The organism is Mesorhizobium sp. NPDC059025 (assembly GCF_042739655.1).
Lineage (GTDB): Bacteria > Pseudomonadota > Alphaproteobacteria > Rhizobiales > Rhizobiaceae > Mesorhizobium.
This window is the reverse complement of the sequence record NZ_JBHYIM010000003.1, coordinates 503341-527588: the sequence shown is the minus strand read 5'-3', so window position 1 is coordinate 527588 and position 24248 is coordinate 503341. Positions and strand designations below refer to the sequence as shown.

Here is a 24248-nt window from a genome sequence, read left to right as displayed (position 1 = left end):
GAAACCATTGGATTGAAATGTGCCCGCAATGTAGCGGCAATACTGCGTTGATAAAGTGGCATCTCGCAATCCGTTACATTTGGCGGTGCATTCGTGAATTCCGCCGATCGAAAAATGCCAGAATCCGATTGGGATAATCGCCGCGTCATTACCCTGCGCCACCTTGTACGGCCCAGGACATTTTATAGAATGAACACATACGGAAAAAGAGATCGCGCTGTGATCAAGATAGCTGCCGCTTCCCTGATTGGTTTTGCTGCCCTCATGGGGATTTCCACCTTGCCGGCCAATGCCGGACGCACGGTGACGTGTTCGTCCGACGGTGATCAGTACAATGAATGCCAGGCCGATTTCCGTTCCGCCGTCATCGTGCGGCAGAAATCGGATAGCCCTTGCATCCGCAACCGCACCTGGGGGTATGATCGCGGTTCAGGCACCATCTGGGTTGATGGCGGCTGCCGCGCAGTGTTCGGCGAAGGTTCACCTGGTCGTCGGGTGGTGCGTCGTTATTCCGATGACCCGTTTGGACCACCGGTTGTCGAACCACGTCGCTACGATCCCTACTATGACCGCCGCTACCGCGAGCGCCGTGACGACTGCTTTTTCAACGGCGACTGCTGATTAAGAGGATATATGACGAAAACAGCTGGATATGCGCTCAGGCTCCGCTTGGGCGCATGACAGCGTGATTCGCCGACTGTATGGCCGGCCCGCCCCACACCCAACGGCTTTGAAGAATTCCTCACCCAAACGGCTCGGTCGGACCTTTCGCAGGCCTCGTAAACCATTGCGGCCCGTCCTCGGTCATGTGGATGTGGTCCTCCAGCCGAATTCCGAAGCGCTCGGGCACGACGATCATCGGCTCGTTGGAAAAACACATCCCTGAACGAAGCGGTGTTTCGTTGCCGCGAACGATGTAGGGCTCCTCATGGATTTCGAGCCCCAGACCGTGCCCGGCTCTGTGGGGAAGGCCGGGCAGCCGGTAATCCGGGCCGAGGCCGTGGCGCAACAGAACTGCCCGCGCCGCGTCATCAAGACGGTGGCAGGGCGCACCAGGCTGAGCGGCCTCGAACACCGCCTGTTGTGCTTCGCGTTCGGCTTGCCACATACGCGAATACAGGGTGTCCGGTTCGTCGATCATGTAGCTGCGTGTCAGGTCGGAATGATAACCATCGATGCGTGCCCCTGTATCGACGAGGATCGCCTGGCCCTTCTCCAGGATCTGGTCACCATCGGCACCGTGGGGAAGCGAAGTGGCGGGGCCGAACGAAACAATGCAGAAGGTGGAACCGCCGGAGGCGCCCAGTGCCTTATGTTGTTCGTCGATGTAGCGGGCGACCTCCGAGGCACGGATTCCGGGCTTCATGATTGCATGAGCCCGCTTGTGCACCTCAAGCGTCAACTCCATGGCATATTGGATCAACCCGATTTCCGACGCCGATTTGTAAAGCCGCAGCTTGCGTATCAGATGCGCTCCATCGACAAGGCGGTCGACGCCCAGGCTTCTTGCCAAGGCATAATAGATGAAGAGCGGCAAAGCATCGTCGAGCGCGATCTGACCCTTGAGCCCGGCGAGCGAGGCGACCAGTGCGGCCGGGCTTTCCTCTTCGTCCCACGTCGCGATATCTCCTGCCAGGTGCGGCAGTGTTTCGACCCGGCTGCGCTCGAAGGCTGGAACGATGTAGATGAGAGCAGTCGGCGTCACCAGCGCACCAAGCAATCTCTCGCTCTGGTGCCAGACAAGACCGGTGAAATAGCGAAGGCTTTCGCCGGCTCCCAGCAGGACAGCCGATACGCGGTTTATATCCATTTGCTCCCGCAATTTCCGCAGACGCTCATGCCGTTCGGCGTCGGAAATCGAGGTGGGGCGGACGGAGAAAGACATATCGGCTGGCTCCTATCGTAAGGCAATGACAGCTGCGCCCGTGTCAGAGCGCACGAGATGAGGCGATTGCGACCGCTCGACGATCGGGCATGTCTGTTCGATCAGGAATGGCAGTGTCTGCGCTCGCACCAGCGGCTCCAGAACCGACCTGACATGCGCGTGATAAGCGTCGATCTGGTGGATTTCCACAATGCTCAATTCGTCTAGATTCGCCATCACCAGATCGATCGGCACAAGGGTGAGCGAGGAAAAGCGACAGAAGCCTGCGCCATCGGCGATCACTTCGACCTGGTTCTCGATGCGCATGCCGAAAGCGCCCTCTTTGTAATAGCCTGGTTCGATCGTCATGATGTTGCCAGGCGTCAGGCCATGCAGGTTCGGTTTCTTGTCGAACCGGTGCGGGTACTCGTGCACGAGGAGATTGTGACCGACACCGTGACCCGTGCCGTGATCATAGTCGAGGCCGACGTCCCATAGGGCGCGGCGTGCGAAGGCATCGAGCTGGTGACCTTGCGTGCCAGTTGGAAAACGTGCCGACAGGAGCGACAGAAAGCCCTTCAGCACCGCCGTATAGGCGATGCGCATCTCCGCGCTTGCCGAACCCAGCATCACCGTGCGGGTCAGGTCCGTCGTGCCGGTCCGATACTGCCCGCCCGAATCGATCAGATAAGGCGCCCTGTCGTCGATGACGGCGTTGGTGGCCGGCTGAGCTTTGTAGTGGCACATGGCGGCGTTTGCGCCTGCGGCGGAGATGGTGCGGAAGCTCGGCTCGAGAAAACCGGGGCGTTCGCCGCGGAATGCCAGCAGCTTTGTCTCGGCTTCCAGCTCTGTCAGCGGGTCGGCCGCTCCCAGTCGCTCCGGTGCGTGTGCCGTCAACCAGGCCAGGAAATCGGTCGCGGCGACAGCGTCCTCGATGTGACAGGCGCGATAGCCTTCGAGTTCAGCCGCGGTCTTGTCCGCCTTCGCAGGTGTGATCGGGCTCATGCGGGTAAGGATTTTGCCATCGCCAGCGCGTGCGCGTACGGCATGGGGGGTGAAATCCGCATCGATGGCGACGACTTTGCCGGTCGACAGCCTGGCAACCCGCTCAAGAAAATCCTCGGGTCGCGTCAGTCCCACTCCGGTGATCTCGAACGCCTTATGGTCGTTGCCCAGCTTGCGTGCATCGACAAACCATTCGGTCGTCCCGTCCGCGCCAAGGGCAAGGAAGGAATGCGGCACCGGGTTCATTTCGACATCCGAACCGCGCACATTGAGCAACCAGGCGATGTTGTCCGGCTGCGTTTCGATCAGCCAGTCGGCGCCCATTTCACGCAGCTTCCCGGCAATGCGCCGGCGTTTCTCGGTCGAACTTTCGCCCGTGGATTCGGTTGGCACGGCGCGGATGCTTCCGAGCGGTGGCAATGGCCGATCGTCCCAAACGGCTTCGAATGGATCTCGTTCAAGCGGCACGAGCAACGCGGATCTTCCGGCGAGCGCCGTTTCCAGCCGATCATACAGCGCCAACGCGACTTTCATGGCGTCAATGCCGATACGCCAGCCTGGTCTGGCCTGCGCCTTCAACCACTGGTCGACCGGATTGTCGCGCAGATGGTGGATTTCGAAGTCGGCCGGATCCACCTCCTGGCGCGCCTGAATCTGATAGCGCCCGTCGACAAAGATCAGCGCCTGATCACTCAGGACAAGAGCCAGCCCCGCCGACCCGGTGAAACCGGAGATGTGGGCAAGACAATCGTCATGTGCCGCCGTGACCTCGCTTTGATGGGCGTCCGCGCGCGGCACGATCAGGCCGTCCAACCCGGCATTGGTCATCCAGGCGCGCAAGCGCGCAAGACCGGTCATCTTCTTCATGGTCATGCGGTCTTCAATTCCTATGCGGTGGCGAGCGGGCCGCCCTTGTCGCGCACCAATTCGATCAGACGGCGGAACACCGCCCCGCCCTGCCGGATGCCATCGTGTTCGAACTCGTTGGTGATCCAGAAATCCAGATTGCCGACACGAGCCGCAGTCTGCAGAGAAAGCTCGGCATCGACGAACATGTCGTCATGGTAGATGACCGCCGAAACCGGGACGTCATTGTCCGCAAGCCGCACCGTGTTGTAGAGCGCGCTGTGCTGCCGGCGTTGCGCAAGCACGTCTGCACCGGCCTTGAAAGGTCGCAGTCCGGCGATGTCGTCGAACATCCAGGGATAGATCATCTCGCCGGTGAAAAGCAGCGGACGCCTGTCTTCGGCAAATTCCGGGAAGTCCGCACGCAGCCGCTCGGCCGACCAGTTGGTCGATCCCTTGCCCTGGATGTAGGCCGCCTCATGCAGCGCGGCGAAAAGCGGATTGCCCCGAAACGCGGTCAGGTTCATGACGCTGGACAGGAAGACGTCCGTCAGCCTTTTCCTGTCCGAACCTGCAAAGGCCTCATCGAGCAGCCAGTGGATGTTCTCATATCCAGGCCCCATGCCGAGATCGAGGCCTATGCTCTGCAGCCGCCTGACACTGAGACGGTCGCCGTCCGGCAAGCGAACATCGTTGCCCGAAATGAAGTCGGCGATCGCAGCCAGTTGCGCAACATCGCCCGGATAGCGCCGGAAATACGCAGCGTTCTTGGCGGCGACGCGCGGGTAGGTCCGGCGGTAGACGGCATCGGCCGACGGGTCGAGGCCTGGGAGCCCACCGGCGACGTAGCAGGCCGACAGCCCTTCGGGAGCCTGGCTGAGATAGGTCATGGTGATGAAACCGCCGAAACTCTGCCCGAGCGTCTCCCAGCGTCTGTTACCGAAAAGCGTCTTCCGGATGTGCTCGCAGTCGGCGACGATCGAGTCGGCACGGAAACAGGCGAGGTAGTCGGCGGCCGCTTCGCCATCGTCGAAGCCAGTCATGGTGGCAGCTTCCACGGGTGTCGAACGCCCCGTGCCGCGCTGATCCGGCAGCACGATGCGATGTGTCTTCAGTGCTTCGGCCAGCCACGACGGCGAGCCGCGCGTCGGGCGCGGCGACTTACCTCCGGGACCACCCTGCAGGAAACACAGCACAGGCAGGTTTTCCGAACGGCGAACCGGGTCGACGATTTCCCGGGCAAACACTTCGATGGTCGCCCCCTCAGGCCTCGACCAATCGAGCGGAACCGACAGTCGGTGATCGCACACGAGCATTCCGGGAATGGTGTATTCGATGGCAGACATGGCTAAATCTCAGCGGACACGTGGATCAAGAAGAACGTAGAGCAGGTCGACGATGATGTTGGCCACGACAATGAAGACGCCACCCAGCAACACCACGCCGATGATGATGGGGCGGTCCTGATTGTTGACCGCCTGTACCGCAAGGGCGCCCACCCCCTGCAGGCCATAGACCTGTTCGATGACGATGGCGCCACCAAGCAGAAGCGCGATGTCGGCGCCGAGCTGGGTCGCCAGCGGGGTCAGTGCCGCGCGCATGCCGTGCCGCCAGACCACCGCGCGCTCGCTGACACCCTTGGCACGGGCTGTACGGATATAGTCCTCGCCCATGACTTCCAGCATCTGGCCGCGCGTCAGTCGCGCATAGATGGCCGCCATGGTCAGCGCGAGCGTCGTCCACGGCAGAACCAGATGCCACGCCCAGATTGCCGCATTTGATGTCAGAGCCTTGTAGCCGCCAGCAGGAAAGAGCGTGAAACCGGATTGCTTGGGCAAGAAATAGAGGAAGTATAGAGACATCATGCCCAGCACGAAGGTCGGGAAGCTCAGACCCACAAGGATGAAGGCCTGACCAAAGCGGTCACGCAGGCTGCCGACATTGCGGGCCGAGCTGATGCCGATTGGAATACCGATAGCCAGCCAGAGCAGGACAGCACCGGCCACCAGCGACAGCGTCGCCGGGATACGGCGCAGGATGATCTGCGCCACCGGTTGCTGGTTTCGATAGGAAAAGCCGAGGTCGCCGGTCGCAGCCTTGGCGACGAAGCGGCCATACTGCTCGATGATCGGCCGATCGAGACCAAGATTCTTGCGCACCAGCTGAATCTGCGCCTCCGTTGCCTTGTCGCCGGCGATCATGCGTGCTGGATCACCGGGCGCGACAAAAAACAGGAAGAAAACGAAAGCGCTGAGCGCTACCAGAACGCCTGCGCCGAACAGCAGGCGACGAGCCAGAAACCGGATCATCGTTTCTGTCCTCCCCGGCTCTTTCCCGAAAACCGGCGCACGCTGCGGACACTTTTCGGATCAAGCGCATCGCGCAAGCCGTCCCCCAGAATGTTGAACGCCAGCGTGGTCAGAAGCAGCGCCGTGCCCGGCACGAACACCATCCACCAGGCGATCAGGTAAAGCGAATTGGAGGATGCGTCCGCCAGCATGCCACCCCAACTCGCCGTCGGCGGCACGATACCCATGCCCAGGAAAGACAGAGTCGCCTCGAAGACGATCGAGTTTGGGATCTGCATGGTCGTGTAGACGATGATCGGCACCGACAGATTGGGCAGGATATCGACGGTCATGATGGAGAGCGGGCCGGCGCCGAGCGACCGGCTTGCCTGGACGAAATCCTGACGGCTCAGTGAAATTACCTGACTGCGGATGACACGTGCCATCGGTGCCCAGCTGAAAAAGACGATGACGACGACACTCAGCAACAGGCTTGGTCCGAAAGCCGACACCAGCGCCAGGGCACACAACAGAAAGGGCACGCTCATGACGAGGTCGGTCAGCCGGCTCAGGCACGTGTCGACCCAGCCGCCGAAGTAGCCCGCACTAACGCCGACGATAACGGCGACTGTCGATGCAGCCAGTGAGGCCAGAACACCGACAAGCAGCGAAACGCGCGCACCATAGGCAAGCCGCACCAGCACGTCGCGGCCGAGTTGGTCGCTGCCGAGCCAAAAGTCGGCACCAGGCCCAACTGGAATGCCCATTGGTGTCAGGCCGATGTCGCGGAATTGTTCGATTGGAGAATGGCCGGTCAAGGTGGCGATCGCGGGGGCCAGAACCGCCAGCAGAACCACAGCAATGATAACCGCCAGGGCGATCATGCTCGCGCCGTCGCGCCGCAATCGTCGAAGAGTCAACTCGAGCGAGCCGCGCTGAACGATCTCGTTTTCCGGCGCCGCAATCGTGGATGCCATCTCGCTCGTCATGCAATCGCCCGTGTTTCGAGAAGGCTGCGATCCAGCGTGCCTGTGAGCGCCGGCGGAACATGCGAAGCTGCAAGCAGCTTCTGCGTGTAGGGATGCCGGGGATCGGAAAACAGCGTCTCGGCGTCGGCCAACTCCACGATGCGTCCGCCCTGCATGACGGCGATGCGGTCGCAAACATGGCGTACCACCGACAGGTCGTGCGAAATGAACAGATAGGTCAGATCGAGCTCGCTCTGCAGCCGGCGCAGAAGGTTAAGGACCTGCGCCTGCACGGATACATCGAGGGCCGAGACCGGCTCGTCGCAGATGATCAGCGAGGGATTGAGTGCCAACGCCCTGGCGATGCCGATACGCTGCCTTTGGCCGCCGGAGAATTCCGACGGGAACCGGTTGTAGTGTTCGGGATTGAGGCCGACCACCTCCATCAGGTGCCGAACCTTCTGCTTGCGCTCTTCGCCCTGGGCAACGCCATGCAGGCGAAACGGATCGCCGATGATGGCACCGACGCGGCGGCGCGGATTGAGTGAACCGAAAGGGTCCTGAAAGACAAGCTGCACGTGCTTGCGCATCTCGCGCCAGCGGGCCGGGTCCAGGGCGCCGATATCCTGCCCCAGCAGCTTCACCGAACCACCGGTCGCCCTTGTCAGTCCGGCAACGACCCGCGCGAAGGTCGATTTGCCGCAACCGCTCTCCCCGACCAACCCGACCGTCTCACCTTTGGCAACGGTGAGATCTATGCCTTTGAGCACATCCAATGTCCGGCGCTTACCGAAAAAGCTGCCGACCTGATAGGTCAGATGCACGTCACTGGCCACGACAACTGGCTCCGCGGCTCTGTCGCGGCTGCGGGCGGCGACGGCCGACTGTTCGACCGCAGGTGCACGAGACATCCCCTGCTCTTGCCAGCACAAAGCCTCTATGCCGTCGCTGAAGATACGCAGCGGCGGCCGTTGCGAGGAACATTTCTCCAGAACATCGCTGCAGCGCGGCGCAAAAACGCAGCCGGCGGGCATGGCGAGCAGGCTGGGCGGCCGCCCCTTGATCGGGACCAACTCCGCGCCCGGTGAATAGTTCGCGGGCGACGATCTGAGCAGACCGGCAGTGTAGGGATGCGCGGGAGAGCGGAATACGGCGCTACCCTTGCCATATTCCATGCGATGCCCGGCATACATGACCATGACATCGTCCGCGACGCTCGACAGCAGGCCAAGGTCATGCGTGATCAGGATCACCGTCGTGCCCAGTTCCTTGCGCATGGCATCGAGCAGCGCAACGATCTGGGCCTGAACGGTCACGTCAAGCGCGGTCGTCGGCTCATCCGCGATCACCAGCGAAGGTTTCAGGATCAGCGCCATGGCGATCATGACGCGCTGGCGCATGCCGCCGGAGAACTGATGCGGATAGTCCTCAAGGCGGTCCCCCGGAGAGGGAATGCCAACCTTGCCCAGGATGTCGATGACCCGCCCCCGTGCCTCACGACGCGCGATCTTTTCATGCACATGCAGGGCTTCGGCGATCTGGGCGCCGATCGTGTAATAGGGATGCAGGCTGGAAAGCGGATCCTGGAAGATCATGCCAATGCGTCCGCCGCGCAGGCGGCGCACTTCCTCCTGTGGAAGTCCGATCAGATTGCGCCCCTCGAACAGGGCCTCTCCCGTAATGTCGGCATTGCGCAACAGACCGACGATTGCCTGGGTCAGCACGCTCTTGCCGGAGCCGGACTCACCGGCAATGCCGAAAAGAGAACCTTGTTTGACCGAAAACGAAACGTTGCGGACGGCATGAACGATGCCATCCTCGGTCGGGATGTCGACCGTCAATCCCCTGGCTTCCAGAAGTGCCACATTCCACCTTTCAGCGCGCTGGGTAATGCCGGCGCCACAGCAGGCGCCGGCTGTCCTTTCAACGGCTCAGCGTTCGAGCCAGATGTTGGTCCAGTCGCCTTCCACGCCGAGTGCGTAAGGCAGGTAGTTCTTCACCGCCTCGCTGCGGTAGCGAGGGTTCTTGTTGGCGATCAGCGGAATGACCGGCACGTCTGCCATCACCAGCTCATCAACCTCCGCCCACAGTTTGCCAGTCTCTTCCGGTGTCGTGGCGTTGATTGCCCGAGCGGCAATCTCGTTGGCTTTGGGGTTGTTGTAGTCGGTATAATTATAGGTCTGGTGCGTGCCGTTGAACGTGAACTGCGGCTGGAACACCGAACGCGCGGCACCTCCGACCCAATCCGGTGTCCAGCCCACGGGCGCAATATCCCATGTACCATCCTTGGTGGTGACGGGGTTGGTCATGAACTTGGAGTAGTAGTCGGCCGCAGTGACGGGGCTGAGCTCCAGCTTGATACCGGCGCGCGCCATGCTGGCCTGGATCGTGGCCGCGGTGGTCGCCTCCATGTCCTTGTTGCGATAGGGCATCTTCAGCGTGATGCCGTCCGGGAAACCGGCTTCGGCGAGCAGTGCCTTTGCCTTCTCGGGATCGCCTTTGGAGTCCGGGGACGGGTAGAGCTCGAACTTGTGATGGCCGAGCACGCCGAGGCCGAAAATACCACCGACCGGTTCAGCAACCGTCGATCCACCCCACTGCTGGGCGATCGCGGCCTTATCGACGGCATAAGCCAGCGCCTGCCGGACCTTCAGGTTCTTCAAGGCGCCATTGTTGTTGCTCGACACCGTATTGATGAACAGGAAGTTGGTGTTGCCGGCCGACATGGCAGTCAGCTTTTCGTCGTTGTTGGCAACAAATGTGGCCAGGATCGCAGTCGGAACATTGATATCATAGGCAAGGTCGGCGTCGCCCGACTGCAACTGCTGCATGATGGCATCGGGCTGCAGGCCCATGGTGATCTCGATCTCGTCGACATAGGCCTTTCGAAGCGGATCGCTTTCGGCATTCCAGGCGGGATTGCGGATCAATTTGAGGCTGGTATCAGGCGTATAGTCGCCGATCGTATAGGGACCGCTGCCGATAAAATGGGTGCGGTAGTCCGGGCTGTCAGGAATATGGTCGAGCGTCTCGAGCGGCACAGGAGCCGGCATCGGCAGCGACAGCATGTAGATGAAATCGCCTGCCCGTTCCTTGAGTTTGAAGACGACCGTTTGCTCGTCCGGCGTTTCGATACCGGTGACGTCGTTTTCCTCGATGTATTTCTTCATGGCCTCTGCCGTAGGCTCGACCTTGGCGAAACCATCACAGAATTCGGTGAGGCCCGAGATAAGCGCAGTGAAGTAAGTGAGTGTCGCCGCCTGCAGATGCGGGTTGCACAAGCGCTTGAAGCCGCGCTCGACATCCGCCGAGGTGATCTGGCGAGCACCTGACGGCGCGTTCCACTTGGCGCCCTGACGCAGCTTGAAGGTGTAGGTGAGACCATTGTCGGTCGGCTGCGGCACGTCCGTGGCCAGGTCGCCTGCCGGCTTGATCGCGAGGTTCTGATCCGTGGACGCCTCATAGCTGATCAACTGGCGCGAAATGGCACGCATGAGATTGTTGGTCGGAACCATGCCGGCGAGTGCCGGGTCCATGTGATCCGGCTCTCCGGTGGCCAGAATGTGCAGCGTGCCGCCTTTTTGCGGCTCCTGCGCCTGCCCTGCTGAAAGGGCGCCTGCCAACGCCATCACAGCCCAAAGCGGCATCGACCTTCTACGAATGCGCATACGCTCCTCCCATTGAGCACCAGCTATCAATTCCCGCCCGATGTCTGGCACAAAAATTAAACGCCAGCAAAAGAAATTTAAGCTATTGTGAAATTTTTGTAGTATGAAAGCATGTATGCGAGGCTGAAATGGTCGTGTATGCGCCGAGCCTCAGATCGACTCCACGGAAGGCGTGCCGCATAGTCGCCATCGGCGATCCAAGGGCACGGTGAATTTGAATATGTCTTCGCAACCAAAGGCCAGGCAGACCGAGTTGGACGACCAGGCCACGCAATCCTCCCTAGGCAAGAAAATCCGCAATCGCCGCCGCGCCATCGACATGACGCTGCAACAGGTGTCGGAGCGTGTCGGGTTGTCGATCGGCTTCCTGTCCCAGATCGAACGCGGCATGTCGACGCCGTCGCTGTCGTCGCTCTGCAACATCGCCGAAGCGCTTGGCACGAGCATCGACACCTTCGTGCCCGCTTCGCGCCAATCCGGCGCCGTCTCCCGTCAGGGTCAGCGCGAAGCCTTCAGCATCGGCGATGTCAGGCGCACCTACGAACTTCTGGGAAGCAGGTTCCCCGGCGCCAAACTGCACCCTTCCCTGGTACGCCGCCCGCCGGGGCACATGTCCGAGTTCATGCACAACGAAGGCGAGGATTTCGTGTATGTGCTGGAAGGAAGCATCCTGCTCGAGGTGGACGGCGAGCGCCATATCCTGAACAAGGGAGACTCGGTGCATTTTCAATCGCACCTCCCGCACCGGTCGGCGACCCTGGGCGACGAGACAACACTGGAGCTCTGGGTCCGCACGCAGCCGTTCTTTCCAGAAGATCGCGACGACAGAACCGACGGCAAGAACTCCAGGTAGATGGCTGCCACGGACGGTGGCCGGCCGACCTCGAAGGACCGCCCGGCTCTTGTCTCGACATGTTGCTGCCGATCGGTCATGCCGAACCCGCTACCTCTTCTTCGGCCAGGTGTCGGCGAGCCTGTAGCCTTCAGGCCACGGATCGTCCGGATCGAGCATGTGCTGGTGCGTGCCGGTGATCCAGGCACGGCCCGAGATTTCAGGCAGCACCGCCGGACGCCCACCCACGGTCGTGGTGCCGACGATACGGCCCGTGAAAGTCGAGCCAATCACGGAAACGGCGGTCAAACGATCTTCCAGCCCCATCTGTCCGCGCGCATGCAACACGGCCATGCGCGCCGACAAGGCAGTTCCTGTCGGTGAACGGTCAACCTTGCCGGGCTGGATCGCCACGGCGGCACCGGCGCGCAAACCTTCAGCAGTGCGCTCGACGGCGCCGGCGAACAGGCAGAATGAGAAGTGTTTCCAGTCCGGATTTTCCGGATGGTTGAAACCGAGAGCGGCGTTGGCCGCGTTGGTGATGCGCACGCCGAGCTGCGCGATATCAAGCGTTTCGTCCGGCTTTAGGGCAAAGCCCATCGCCGCCGCATCCACGATGACGAATGAGTCCCCGCCATAAGCGGTGTCGACCGTGAGCGTCCCGAGCCCTTCGACTTCCAGTTTTGCATCCAGGCGATCGGCAAAACTCGGCAGGTTGCGCACGAAGATGCGCTCGGCCTTGCCGTCGCGGCATTCCGCCCGCACACGCACCAGCCCACCAGGCGCCTCCAGTGTGATCTCCGTCACCGGCTCCCGCATCGGCAGAATGCCGCTGTCCAGCAGCACCGTCGAAACGCAGATCGAATTCGAACCCGACATGGGCGGCGTGTCTTCCGGCTCCATGATGATGAAGGCGGCATCCGCCTCCGGATGTTTTGGCGGCACCAGCAGATTGACGTGCCGGAAAACGCCGCCGCGCGGCTCGTTCAGGACGAAATTGCGCAAGGTGTTGTCGCGGGCGATCCAGCGGCTCTGCTCCCAGATCGTGTCGCCCGGCGGCGGTGTGACGCCACCGACGATCACGTCGCCCACCTCGCCTTCGGCATGCGCCGAAATCACGTGGATGGTTTTTGTACTGCGCATCGGGAACTCCTCAGGAAAGCCAGGCGGGCAAGCGCACCGGCACACGCCCGGTAAGTGCTGCGGTCACGCAGTCGGCAAGGCTGCCGAGACGTACTGCACGGCCGGACAGGCCGGGGCCATAGTGGGCGTACTTGCCGGAATTGGTCATCACGGCGCGTGTATGCGTGGGGAACACCGGCTCCGAGATCGAGCACCAGCACAGGTCTGGAACCACCTGCACGCCGCATTGTTCAAGCCGCGCCAGCGTGCCCTCAGTGCGGGCATCGGCTATGACCGCATTGCCCGCGGTAACGATGACCGCCGCATCCGGATGGCGTTTGCGTCCGTCGAGCACGGCTGCAAGCGCGCGGCATTCCTCCAGCGAGGCGTGCGGGCTGCCGATGGCGACGAGTTCGACCTCTTCCGGTCCCGCATTGAGGTTTTTCCATGCTGCGGCCAGGTCTGCACGCGTGATGACGGCCTGGTCGGCGTCGGCTGCACCAGCACCGTCGGCTTCAGGCGTCACCCCTTCGACATGCAGCATGGGGGCCGCTGAAGTGGTTCCGAACGCCGCGCACAGGGCCTTGAGATCGTCGCGCGACGGTCGAGCCGCGCCAAGCCCGCGCAGCAGCGGGATCCGATCCGGCGCGGCATGGCCGGCAAGATAGCCGACCAGCGGCCAGAACGCATCATCGGCGCCACCCGGGACCTCCACGTCGATGATACGCCGCGCCTTGCGGTGTTGATCGAGATAGACACCTGAAAGCGGGGCACGACCAGTCAGGGCAATGCACAGGTCGAGGAAATCGGGATGCTTGGCTGTGCGGGCACCGAGCACGGAATTGGCGAAGATCACCGCGTTGGACTCTGCCCAGGCGACGGTTTCGCCGCCCTTCGGCGCGCTGTCGAGCAGATAAGGCGAACAGGTGAATGTCGGCCTGCAGCCCATGCGCACATAGGCATCGGCGAGACGCGCGGCGGGATCGCCGAAATCGTGCGCGACCCCTTGTGCCTGCCAGTTGGCGCGATCCACCGAGATGGCATTCATCGTCGTCGGGACCCGAACCCGAGCGCCGAGCTCCGCCATTTTTTCGGCGAAGGTCAGATTGGCGGGGCTTGCATAAATGCAACCATCGATATGCGCCTGCGTCACGTCCACCAGGCTTCGCGCGCCCTGCTGCACGGCCATGGCGCCGATGATGCGCATGGCCTGTTGCACCGCGATGCCGTCCCGCCCCTCTATCATGGCGCGATCGGCTTCCGTGAGGTCAAGCGCGCTGCTGGCTGGCGGACTGACCGATAGGCTCAGGCCCTCGGCTTCGATCGCTGTATCGCTTATCCGCGCGGTCTTCGCACTGGCCAGCGCGGCAAAGGCCTGCGGCGCCAGTCTCAGCACGGGGAGCGGCTTGCCGAACAGCTCCGATGCGATCAGCGCCCCAAGGGTCAGCACATCCTCGGCTTCCGAAAAGATGAGTGCCGCCGGCGCGCGTCCATTCAGCACCAGGTCCAGCAGTACGCCGGAACCGGTGCAGGAACCGCGGCTCGATGGCATCATCAGGATGGCACCAGTCAGGCAAATCCCATGCATAGAATGGTGCACGTCGATCACACGCGCGGTAGCTGGATCGACCCCTCCCCAAAAGCTCAAGGCTTCCTGTGTCGCGATGACGGGACCTTGTGCCGTACCGCCAAGGATCGATCGGGCGAGAGAGATCTCGTTCACTTGACGACGAACCCGTGCGCGAAAGGATCCCGGTCGTCGATGAAAATGGTGTTGATGCCGGTCATGCGTGCCCAGCCCGCGATCGAAGGGATGATCGCGTCGCGATCCGCAACCTTCGTTGCCGCCTCCACTCGGCCGTTGAAGAGCGAACCGATGATCGATTCATGCACGAACTCGTCACCGACCCTCAGCTTGCCCTTGGCCGCAAGCTGCGCCATGCGGGCCGAGGTGCCGGTGCCGCAGGGCGAGCGGTCGATCGCCTTCTCGCCATAGAAGACGGCGTTGCGGGCATGCGCGCCTTCCTGCGTCGGCTTGCCGGTCCACTGGATGTGGCTGAGGCCTTTGATCTCGGGATGCAGCGGATGCACGAACTCGTACTTCGCATTGAGCGCGGCGCGCAGCTTCGGCGACCAGCCGACAAGTTCGCCTGCCGTATGGTCGGCCATGTCGCGGAAATTCTTCTGCGGCTCGACGATGGCATAGAAATTGCCGCCATAGGCAACGTCGACAACGATCTCGCCCAGCCCTTCGACTTCCGCTGTCAGACCCTCGGCATAGAGGAAGCCGGGGACATTGGTGAGCCGCACTTCCTCGACGAAACGCCCTTCCTGGCGATAGGTGATGTCGACCTTGCCGGCAGGCGCATCGATGGAAAGCTTGCCGGGCTCGCGCGGCATGATCAGGCCGTTTTCGATGCCCATCGTAATGGTGCCGATGGTGCCGTGGCCGCACATAGGCAGGCAGCCGGAGGTCTCGATGAACAGCACGGCAACGTCGCAATCGGGCCGCGTTGGAGGATAGAGGATCGAGCCGGACATCATGTCATGCCCGCGCGGCTCAAACATCAGCCCGGTGCGGATCCAGTCGAATTCGCGCAGGAAATGCGCACGCTTTTCCAACATGTTCGCGCCTTCGAGGCGCGGTCCGCCGCCGGAAACGAGGCGAACCGGGTTTCCGCAGGTGTGTCCGTCGATACAGGAGAATGTGTGGGTTGCCATGGGCGGGACCTTGGTCAAAAGCGTTGCGGCGAGAACGATGTAATGTCGATGGCGGGCCGTTGCCCGGTCAAGAGATCGGCAACGATACGCGCCGTGCCCGCCGACTGCGTCAAGCCAAGATGGCCGTGACCGAAGGCGTGAACGATATGCGGTGTCGCCCGCGCAGCGCCGATCGCTGGCAGGCTGTCCGGCAAGGAGGGGCGAAAGCCCATCCACTGTACCCCACCCTGCGAGTTCAGGCCGGGCAGGAACGCCTGTGCCTTCTTCAGCATGGCCTCGGAGCGGCGGAAATTCGGCGGCAGCTTCAGTCCGCCGAGTTCCACCGCACCGCCGACGCGAATGCCGGTGGACAAGCGGGTGACGACGAAGCCGTGACCGCCAAACGTTACCTGGGTGCGAAGGTCGAAGGCATCCTGTGGCAAGGTGGTGTTGTAGCCACGCTCGGTCTCCAGCGGAATGGTTTCGCCGATGGTGGCCGCGATGCGGTGGGAAAATGCGCCGGCTGAAAGCACGACCTTGCGGGCACGCCGTACGCCTCCATCCGCGGTCACAACCTCGACCCCGCGCTCGGTCGGACGCAATGCGCTGACTTCGGCGCGTTCTATGATGCCACCCGTGTTGCGGAAAGATTCGGCCAGCGCAAGCGTGTACAGTCGGGGATCGGCGATGGAATACCAGCCAGGCGTGAAGGTGCCGTGGGTGAAGCGCGACGCCAATCCAGGCTGGATCTCCTCGATCTCAGTCTTGCTGAGGTGCAGGAACTCGATGCCGTGTTCTTCCCGTGCCGCCCAGCCGGGCAGCGAAGCTTTGAACTCTGCCTCACCCTCGTAGACTTGGAGATTGCCTTCCTTGCGCAGCATGGGCAACGTATCTGTCTGCGTTAGGAAGGGTTCCAGCTCGGCCCTCGACAGATCCATCAGCGCCGTCTGGGCGGCGGTCGAGTGAGCCACGCGCCTGGGCGAACAGGCACGCCAGAAGCGGAACATCCAGGGCGCGATCTGCACGGCGTAGGCCGGCGGCACCGACAAAGGCCCGAGTGGATCAAGCAGCCATTTCGGCGCTTTCTTCAGGATACCAGGCGAGGCGAGCGGCAGGATGTCCGTGAAGGCAAAAGCGCCTGCGTTGCCGGCGGAGGCACCGGCGGCTGGGCCCTCGCGGTCCAGCACGGTGACACTCAGTCCACGCCCCTGTGCGGCGATTGCCGCCGAGAGCCCGACGATCCCTGCCCCTATGACGATGACGTCGACCTGCTTTTCCATTTTACTTTCAATGCGTTGCCGCGAGGAACTTCTTCGTCTCGGCATGCTGCGGCGCGTCGAACAGCTGCTCCGGCGGCGCAATTTCGGCCATGATCCCCTGATGGAAGAAAGCGACGCGATCGGAGACCTCGCGGGCAAACTTCATCTCATGGGTCACGCAGATCATCGTCATGCCTTCGGAAGCGAGCATCCTGAGCGTATCCAGTACTTCGCCCACCAGCATCGGGTCGAGTGCCGACGTCACTTCGTCGAACAACATGTATGTGGGAGACATGGCGAGCGCACGCGCAATCGCCATGCGCTGCTGCTGGCCGCCCGACATGCGGCTTGGATAGACCGAAAGCTTCTCGGCGAGACCGACATGGGTCAATTGCTTCACCGCGATTTCCTCGGCCCGCTCCTTCGACAGGCCAAGCACCTTGCGCGGCGCCAGCATGACGTTTTCCAGCACGGTCAGATGCGGGAACGCATTCCATTGCTGGAAGACGATGCCCACCTTTTGCCGGAGCTTGTTGAGGTCCGTGCTCTTGGCGTGGACATCGGTACCGTCGATGATCACCCTGCCTGATGCAATCGTTTCGAGCCCGTTGATGCAGGTGAGCAGGGTCGACTTGCCCGAACCGGAGCCGCCGATGACGGTGACGACCTCGCCTTTCCGGACTGTCAGGTCGATGCCTTTCAGGACCTCCAGCGTGCCGAAGGATTTGTGGACGTTTTCGATCTCAATCATTGGGTGACCAGCGTTCTTCGAGATACCTGCCAAACCGGGCAATGGGCAGGCTGATGACGAAATAGATAGCGCCGCACAGGAGCAGGATGAACAGCGGCTCCTGCAGGCGGGTTACAAGAATCTGCGAGGCCCGCAGCAGTTCGATGAGGCCGAGCCAGAGCACGAGCGCGGAATCCTTCATCACGCCAAGCGTCAGCCCGATCCACGACGGCAACGATACACGCGTGGCGAGCGGCGCCACGATGTAGCGCATGTCCTGCCACCAGGTCATGCCGAGCGAACGCGCCGCGCGGCGTGTGTTGACCGGCACTGCGTCGATACCGCCGCGAACGATCTCGGTGCAGTAGGCTGCGGTGTAAAGCGACAGCACCACGCAGGACGTGGTGAAGGGTGGCCAGCCCAGCTTCGCGATGGACTGCAAGGCATTGCCCAGCACAAGCTGGATGAGCAGCGGCACCGATCGGAAAATATCCAGGGCAAAGGTGAGTGGCGCCGACCAGTAGGGTCCGAACTGGAAGCGGATGACACCAAACAGGATGCCGAGCACCGTGCCGGCGGCGACAGAAACCGCCGTCACGGCAAGCGTCATGCCGGCGCCCTGGGCCAGGAAGGCGAGATCACTCCAGGTGAGAGCTGTGCTGAACATCCCTACCCCGCCTCAATAACGGAACAAGCGCGCGGCAAGCAGGCGAGCAGCCAGCGTGACCGCCTTGGCGATGAGGTAATAGATCACCGCCGCAAGCGCGAAGAATTCGAAGGTGCGGAACGAACGGGCGTTAAGCTCCTGCGTGACACCGGCGAGATCGGAACTCATGCCGACAGTCACGCCGAGCGACGTCATCAGGATTGCCCAGACCATCTGGTTGGTTGCCGGCAGAAAGGCAATGCGCAGCATCTGCGGCAGCACGATGTAGCGGAACGCCTGCAGCGGGCTCATCCCCAGCGAACGACCTGCGCGCGCCTGTGTGTCGGGTATGGCCTTGAGCGCACCGCGGAAATTCTCGGCCAGATAACCGGCATTGTTGAAGGCGATGCCGGCGAGCAGTGCCGTGAAAGGACTGAGGTGGATACCAAAATTGCCGAGCCCGAAATGCGCCATGTAGATCTGGAACAGTGCCGGCGTGTTGCGAGCCACTTCCACCCAGGCGGTGGCAACTGCGGAAAGGACACGGTTGCCCGAAAGCCGGAACACGGTGAGCGCGATGGCCAGCGCAAGCCCGATCGCCATCGACAGAAGCGCAATTTCCAAGGTGACCAGCGCACCATCGAGCATTTGCGGCAATGCCCTGAGCGCCTGGTTCCAGTGGAAGGTGTAGCTGAACATCGCCGCTTCGCCTTTCGAAGGGATCGGCGGCGCGAGACTTGCCTCGCGCCGCCCGTGAAACGGTCAGATCAGCGGTAGACGCCGTTCACCGACAGCGACGGCAGATCGCCGCCAACCCACTTCTTGTAAAGTTCCGCATAACGGCCGGTACGGACCTGCTGGTTGATGAACAGGTTCAGGTAGTTGATCAGGCCGTATTCCTCGCGATTGGTGAAAAGCGCGACGTAGTCGATGTCGTACGGCGCCTTGCCGACGACCGAAATGCCGGGGAACTTGCCCGTCTTCACATTGGCCTGCGCAACCGTGGAGGTGGAGACCGTCGCGTCGATCTGGCCCTGGCTCAGCGCCAGGAAAACATCGGCCTGGGTCTGGTACGGGCGGAATTCGCCGGCGCCCCACTCCTTGACCGACTTCTCGAGCGCGATCGCCTCGAACGTGCCGGCGGTGGCGCCGACCGTCTTGCCCTTCATGTCTTCGAACGATTTGACACCCGACTTGTCATTGGCGGTGACGGCCATTTCGAAGGCGAAGTAAGGGATGGTCATGCCCACGGTCTTGGCGCGTTCGAGCGTGTCGGAGGTCGAGGCGACACCGACATCGACGCGGCCGGACATCAGAGCCGGGATGCGCTCCGGGAAAGGCGTTTCCACGATCTCGGCCGTCACGCCGAGCGCCTTGGCGAGATCGTTGCAATAATCGACGTCGAAGCCGATTGGAGTGTTGCTCGCATCACGCGCGCCCATGGGCGGGAAGTCGAGCACCACGGCGCAGCGCAACGTGCCGGAAGCGATGATGTCATCGAGCTTGTCGGCATATGCCTGACCGCCCAGCGCGGTTGCGGCCATGAGCCCGAAGGCGAGGACCGAGATCTTCATGTTCTACTCTCTCCCTGAGTGTTGCCGGTCGGTTGACCGCGCGCACTATTTCGCGTCGTCGCGGACAAATCAATCACAAAATACAAATTGTATGCAGTGATTATACGATTTTAATAATTCTACCTGCCCGCGAACACCCCTCCAGGTCCTCAACCGGTGAACCCCTCGGGCAACAGCGCTTCCGGAACGTTCTGATAGGCAACCGGCCGCAGGAAGCGGCGAATGGACAAGGTGCCGACGCTGGTCGCACCGAAATTGGTAGAGGCGGGGTAAGGTCCGCCATGCACCTGGGCATCGACCACCTCGACGCCGGTCGGAAAGCCGTTGACCAGAACGCGCCCGGCCTTGCGTTCAAGAACAGGCATCAGGCGGCGTGCCGCCTCGGTATCCGCCTCGTCCATGTGAATGGTCGTGGTCAGTTGGCCCTCGAAACCGCGGGCGAGTTCTTCCATCTGGGCCACCGACGCGACCCTCACCACCAGGCCGAGCGGTCCGAAAACCTCTTCGCCCAGCGCATGGTCGGACATGAACTGCGCCCCGGTGGTCTCGAACAGATTGGGGGTCGCGGCACGGCCCGAAGGCTCGGTCACCAGCAGAGGTTTGACCGAATTGCGCTCGGCAAAGCGCGCCTGCCCGTCGCGATAGGCCTTTGCGATGCCGTCTGTCAGCATGGTCTGTGCGCCGACCTTGCTGAGTGCATCGGTCGTAGCCCCGATAAAGCGATCGGCATCGGCGCCGTCGACCACGACGGCAATGCCGGGATTCGTACAGAATTGACCGGCGCCTAGTGTCAAGGAACCTGCCCAGCCCTGCCCCAGCGCCTCGGCACGTGTCTTGAGCGCCTCGGGCAGCAACAGCATCGGATTGACCGAGCCGAGCTCGCCGAAGAACGGGATCGGCTCCGGACGAGCCGCGCAAAGGTTGAACAGCGCCCGGCCGCCAGCGAGCGAGCCGGTGAAGCCGACGGCCTTGATCAGTGGATGCTGCACCAACGCCTCGCCGATCTGACGGTTGCCGCCCTGGATCAGCGAAAAGACGCCTGGGTGCACGCCAGTCCTTGCGATCGCCGCCTCGATGGCCTGGGCGATGATCTCCCCGGTACCGGGGTGCGCCGAATGGCCCTTCACCACAACCGGGCAGCCCGCAGCCAGGGCCGCCGCCGTATCACCACCCGCCGTCGAAAAGGCCAGCGGGAAGTTGGAGGCACCGAAGACGGCGACCGGCCCGACCGGGCGCTGGATCAGCCTGATCTCTGGCCGGGGCGCCGGCTGGCGCTCCGGCATGGCCGGATCGACGCGGCGGTCAAGATAGTCGCCCTTTTCGATGTGGTCGGCAAACAGCCGAAGCTGCCCCGTCGTGCGGCCACGCTCCCCCTGGAGCCGCGCTTCAGGCAGACCGGTCTCCTGGCTGCCGATTTCGGTGATCGCCTCTGCGCGCGCCTCGATCTCGTCGGCAATGGCGCGCAGAAACTCGGCCCGTGCCGCACGCGGCGAGTTGGCGTAGCTCCAGAAGGCATCCTCCGTCGCTTCGCAGGCCCGGCTCACCAGATCCACGGTACCAACGGCAAAGGCGTAAGCGGGGCCATGCGCCGGAGCACTTTCGAAGGTGCCCGCGCCATCCAGCCACGCGCCGGCGACGAGGTGTTTTCCCTTTGGAGTGAAGGCCATTTGAGGTTCCTGTCCTGGATATGCGGGGAATGGGTCGCGCGAATTGCGATTGTCGCTTAATTGTATACTCTATGTATGCAAGATATCAACCCAATCACTGCCCGTATCGAGAGGAAGACCATGCCTGCAACCACCACCATGCCGACCGTCACGCTTCATGAGCGCGTCGAGGCGATCTTCAAAAAGGCGGGGTTGAACGACATCCAGGCGGGCGCGCTTGCCCGCGTCATCGTCGCGGCAGAACGAGACGCCTGCAAGTCGCATGGCATTTACCGGATCGAGGGCGCGCTGCGCACCGTCAGGGCGCAGAAAGTGGTGCCGGATGCGGTGCCGGAACTGGTCGAGCAGGACCGCTCCGCGATCGTGCGGGTCAACGCCCGGCGCGGCTTTGCCAATCCCGCCTTTGAACTTGGCCTGCCGGTTTTGGTGGAACGCACCCGGGTTCTGGGGCTGGCGGCGCTTGTCATCAACGACTGCACACATTTCTCCGCGCTCTGGCCGGAAGTCGAGGCCTTGACCGCACACGGTCTTGCCGGACTTGCCATGTGCCCGAGCTATTCGACCGTAGCACCAGCCGGCGGCAACAAGCCGCTGCTCGGCACCAACCCGATGGCCTTCGGCTGGCCGCGCCCTGGCAAAACCCCCTATGTGTTCGACTTCGCCACGTCCGTCGCCGCCCGTGGCGAAATCGAGCTGCACCGCCGTGCCGGCAAGCCTTTGCCCGAAGGCTGGGCGATCGATGCCGAAGGACAGCCCACCACCGATCCTGACGCCGCGCTTGCCGGTGCGATGCTGCCCTTCGGCGGCCACAAGGGCTCCGCCATCAGCACCATGATCGAGCTGCTTGCCGGCGTCATGATCGGCGATCTGATCAGCCCGCAGGTGCTCGATTATCTAGGCACCACCACCCTCGCCCCTCCGCATGGCGAACTCATCATCGCCTTTTCTCCCGAGGTTTTTGCGAAAGGCCGCGAGGGCAATCCCCTGGAACGCGCCGAAGCATTGTTCGATGCGATTGCTGGCCAGGGAGCCCGCCTGCCCTCGCAGCGCCGTTATGCAGCTCGCGCCAGGTCAGAAGTCGAAGGCATTCCCCTCACCGAAGCCGAAATGGAACAACTCGACAGGCTGTTCGCGCTGGGACTTGAGGCCATTGCCTGAAAACACTCGCGCGCCCTGAATGGCTTCATGCCAAAACAAAAAGCCCTCCCGCCGGGAGGGCTTTTTTCACATCCGATATTCGAAAGATCAGGCCTTGTTTGCCTGCACGGCGCCGGGCAGTTGGCTCCACGCCGCGTACCAGCTGTTGAACAGTTTGAATTGCGTCTCGCAATAGCCACGCTGGCTGTCGCTCAGCGCATCGGTTTCGTTGAAGTGCAACGTGTATTCCTTGTCACCCTTCAGCACCATCATGTGCTTGAAATAGAGAACGAGATCCGGGCCTTCGTCGAAAGAGGACAGGACACCAAGCGCCTGCTCCAGTTCCTGCGCGCGCTGACGCGCCTCGACGTCGCCCGTCGCCGCAGCCTGCGACAGATTGCAGAGGTGGATCACTTCCTTCGGCAGCACGTTGCCGATACCCGTGATGGCGCCCGTAGCACCGCAGTTGACGAAGCCATGGAAGACAGCAGTGTCGACACCGATCATCAGTGACACACCGTCATCGCGGCTGGTGATGTTTTCGGCCGCGTAACGCAGGTCGGCGTGACCGCCGAACTCCTTGAAGCCGACGAGATTGGAGTGCTCGGCCCGCAACGCGAAGAACAGGTCGACCCGGGTGGCGAAGCCATAATAGGGGCTGTTGTAGATCACCGCGGGCAGGTCGGGCGCTGCCGACAGGATCGCCTTGAAATGGGCCTTCTGGGCCGTCAACGACGACCCCCGCGACAGCACGCGCGGGATCACCATCAGGCCCTGGGCGCCGACCTTCTGGGCGTGTGCCGCATGGGCCACGGCCGAGGCGCTGTTGATGGCACCGGTTCCAACGATCACCGGCACGCCGGCCTTGACCAGGCGCTCGACGCCTTCCATGCGCTGCGCATCGGTCAGTAGTGGCCAATCGCCCATCGAACCGCAATAGACGACGGCCGACATGCCGTCGGCGATCAGCTGCTTGCCCTTGGCGACGAGGGCATCGAAATCGGGGCTGCGGTCCGCTTTGCACGGTGTCATCAAAGCCGGAATTACGCCGGAGAAAATCCTCGCCTTCATCTCAAAAGCTCCTGTTGGCCTGTCACTTCGGCAGAAGAAGCCATGGCGCAGCCGTGCGCAATCCCTGCCCTCGACAGCGATTATACTCTTTGGATTTTATTTGTCGACAAGAAATCGACAACGATTCTTACAACGCGACGTTCAGGTGCCCACCGCGCGTGAAAAGCTTCTGGATCTGGTCGACGATCTGCTCCGCATGGACCTTCGCCAACCGATCGGCCGCCTCAACATCGCGCGCGGCAATCACCGCGATCATGTCCTCATGCTCGTCGACAAAACGCTGCGGCAGCCGATCGTCATAGGACTGATAATAGAGGCGCAGCAACCGCCGTCCTTCATTGAGAAGCCGTCCGAACAGACTGGTGAAATACGGGTTGCGGCCGGCTTCCGCGATTGCCGAGTGCAAAGCCGCGTTGGTGGCGATCATCGCCAGCGCGTCCTGTTCCGCCACGGCCTTCGCGAACTCTGCTTGATGCGCCCGGATAATCCTCAAGTCCTCCGGGCGATGGTGTTCGGCAGCCAGGCGCGTGGTGATGCGATACATCAACACCAATGCATCGAAATACGTATGCATGTTCAGGAAATCGATGTTCGACACCATGGTCGACCGGTTGGGAAGCGTGTCGATCAATCCCTCGCCAGCCAGTCGAACCAGGGCTTCGCGAATGGGCGTACGCGACATCTTGAACCGTTCGGCCAGTTGCACCTCATCGATCGGACTGCCCGGTGGCAGCACGAGATCGAGGATTTCGTCGCGCAGGAGATCGTAAACGACCTTAACACCGGAGCCACGCTTGCGCTCCGGGCGGGACGTCATGTCGGCAGTGGTCATCGCAAAACCCTCATGTCGACAAAATGCATACGTTTCACA

The 24248-nt window shown here is 62.2% G+C and carries 21 protein-coding genes; 3 read left to right on the top strand and 18 right to left on the bottom strand.

Annotation, left to right across the window (positions count from 1 at the left end):
* Positions 1-93: 93 nt before the first annotated feature.
* The gene (locus ACFWYE_RS10430; protein ID WP_379111182.1) at positions 94-621 is read left to right on the top strand and encodes a DUF3011 domain-containing protein; all 528 of its coding nucleotides are present in this window, start codon (positions 94-96) and stop codon (positions 619-621) included.
* A gap of 121 nt (positions 622-742) precedes the next feature.
* Here the strand turns inward: ACFWYE_RS10430 and ACFWYE_RS10425 are convergent, their stop codons facing one another.
* The 7 genes from ACFWYE_RS10425 to ACFWYE_RS10395 all read right to left on the bottom strand — a co-directional run bounded on the left by ACFWYE_RS10425 (position 743) and on the right by ACFWYE_RS10395 (position 10639).
* A complete protein-coding gene (locus ACFWYE_RS10425) occupies positions 743-1885 on the bottom strand; it encodes a M24 family metallopeptidase (protein WP_379111180.1) in 1143 nt (380 codons plus the stop codon).
* A gap of 12 nt (positions 1886-1897) precedes the next feature.
* Complete coding sequence (locus tag ACFWYE_RS10420; RefSeq protein ID WP_379111178.1) at positions 1898-3742, bottom strand: aminopeptidase P family protein; 1845 nt, start codon at positions 3740-3742, stop codon at positions 1898-1900.
* Between the two features lie 14 nt (positions 3743-3756).
* Positions 3757-5061 carry an alpha/beta fold hydrolase gene (locus tag ACFWYE_RS10415; RefSeq protein ID WP_379111176.1) on the bottom strand — a complete coding sequence of 435 codons (1305 nt, stop codon included), beginning with the start codon at positions 5059-5061 and terminating at the stop codon, positions 3757-3759.
* A gap of 9 nt (positions 5062-5070) precedes the next feature.
* A complete protein-coding gene (locus ACFWYE_RS10410; protein WP_379111174.1) occupies positions 5071-6024 on the bottom strand; it encodes an ABC transporter permease in 954 nt (317 codons plus the stop codon).
* Positions 6021-6992, bottom strand: coding sequence for an ABC transporter permease (locus tag ACFWYE_RS10405; protein WP_379111172.1), 972 nt, complete (start codon positions 6990-6992; stop codon positions 6021-6023). Before ACFWYE_RS10405 ends, ACFWYE_RS10410 begins: the two co-directional genes overlap by 4 nt.
* On the bottom strand, positions 6989-8836 hold the full coding sequence (locus ACFWYE_RS10400; protein WP_379111171.1) for a dipeptide ABC transporter ATP-binding protein: 1848 nt from the start codon (positions 8834-8836) through the stop codon (positions 6989-6991). The genes ACFWYE_RS10405 and ACFWYE_RS10400 overlap by 4 nt, the downstream gene beginning before the upstream one ends.
* 66 nt (positions 8837-8902) lie before the next feature.
* Entirely contained in the window at positions 8903-10639 is a 1737-nt protein-coding gene (locus ACFWYE_RS10395; protein ID WP_379111169.1) for an ABC transporter substrate-binding protein, read from the bottom strand.
* 253 nt (positions 10640-10892) lie between these two features.
* Here ACFWYE_RS10395 and ACFWYE_RS10390 point away from each other — a divergent pair, with 253 nt between their 5' ends.
* A complete protein-coding gene (locus ACFWYE_RS10390; protein ID WP_379111167.1) occupies positions 10893-11492 on the top strand; it encodes a helix-turn-helix domain-containing protein in 600 nt (199 codons plus the stop codon).
* 90 nt (positions 11493-11582) lie between these two features.
* Here ACFWYE_RS10390 and ACFWYE_RS10385 read toward each other — a convergent pair whose 3' ends face one another.
* The 9 genes from ACFWYE_RS10385 to ACFWYE_RS10345 form a co-directional block, all read right to left on the bottom strand.
* On the bottom strand, positions 11583-12614 hold the full coding sequence (locus tag ACFWYE_RS10385; protein WP_379111165.1) for a proline racemase family protein: 1032 nt from the start codon (positions 12612-12614) through the stop codon (positions 11583-11585).
* Positions 12615-12624: 10 nt separating this feature from the next.
* On the bottom strand, positions 12625-14316 hold the full coding sequence (locus ACFWYE_RS10380) for an aconitase X (RefSeq protein ID WP_379111163.1): 1692 nt from the start codon (positions 14314-14316) through the stop codon (positions 12625-12627).
* Positions 14313-15314: a 4-hydroxyproline epimerase gene (locus ACFWYE_RS10375; protein WP_379111162.1), complete on the bottom strand. Its 1002-nt coding sequence runs from the start codon at positions 15312-15314 to the stop codon at positions 14313-14315. Before ACFWYE_RS10375 ends, ACFWYE_RS10380 begins: the two co-directional genes overlap by 4 nt.
* A gap of 14 nt (positions 15315-15328) precedes the next feature.
* The gene (locus ACFWYE_RS10370) at positions 15329-16573 is read right to left on the bottom strand and encodes an NAD(P)/FAD-dependent oxidoreductase (protein ID WP_379111160.1); all 1245 of its coding nucleotides are present in this window, start codon (positions 16571-16573) and stop codon (positions 15329-15331) included.
* A 7-nt stretch (positions 16574-16580) separates the two neighbouring features.
* Positions 16581-17303, bottom strand: a complete 723-nt coding sequence (locus tag ACFWYE_RS10365) for an amino acid ABC transporter ATP-binding protein (protein WP_379068681.1) — start codon at positions 17301-17303, stop codon at positions 16581-16583.
* A complete protein-coding gene (locus ACFWYE_RS10360) occupies positions 17296-17949 on the bottom strand; it encodes an amino acid ABC transporter permease (RefSeq protein ID WP_129414276.1) in 654 nt (217 codons plus the stop codon). The genes ACFWYE_RS10365 and ACFWYE_RS10360 overlap by 8 nt, the downstream gene beginning before the upstream one ends.
* 12 nt (positions 17950-17961) lie before the next feature.
* Positions 17962-18627, bottom strand: coding sequence for an amino acid ABC transporter permease (locus ACFWYE_RS10355; protein ID WP_379068676.1), 666 nt, complete (start codon positions 18625-18627; stop codon positions 17962-17964).
* Positions 18628-18695: 68 nt separating this feature from the next.
* Positions 18696-19502: a transporter substrate-binding domain-containing protein gene (locus tag ACFWYE_RS10350; protein WP_379111158.1), complete on the bottom strand. Its 807-nt coding sequence runs from the start codon at positions 19500-19502 to the stop codon at positions 18696-18698.
* Positions 19503-19651: 149 nt separating this feature from the next.
* Positions 19652-21169, bottom strand: a complete 1518-nt coding sequence (locus ACFWYE_RS10345; protein ID WP_379111156.1) for an aldehyde dehydrogenase (NADP(+)) — start codon at positions 21167-21169, stop codon at positions 19652-19654.
* 120 nt (positions 21170-21289) lie between these two features.
* Here ACFWYE_RS10345 and ACFWYE_RS10340 point away from each other — a divergent pair, with 120 nt between their 5' ends.
* A complete protein-coding gene (locus tag ACFWYE_RS10340) occupies positions 21290-22327 on the top strand; it encodes an Ldh family oxidoreductase (RefSeq protein WP_379111154.1) in 1038 nt (345 codons plus the stop codon).
* Between the two features lie 87 nt (positions 22328-22414).
* Here the strand turns inward: ACFWYE_RS10340 and ACFWYE_RS10335 are convergent, their stop codons facing one another.
* The gene (locus ACFWYE_RS10335; RefSeq protein ID WP_379111152.1) at positions 22415-23377 is read right to left on the bottom strand and encodes a dihydrodipicolinate synthase family protein; all 963 of its coding nucleotides are present in this window, start codon (positions 23375-23377) and stop codon (positions 22415-22417) included.
* A gap of 127 nt (positions 23378-23504) precedes the next feature.
* On the bottom strand, positions 23505-24209 hold the full coding sequence (locus tag ACFWYE_RS10330) for a GntR family transcriptional regulator (RefSeq protein ID WP_379068661.1): 705 nt from the start codon (positions 24207-24209) through the stop codon (positions 23505-23507).
* Positions 24210-24248: the final 39 nt, after the last annotated feature.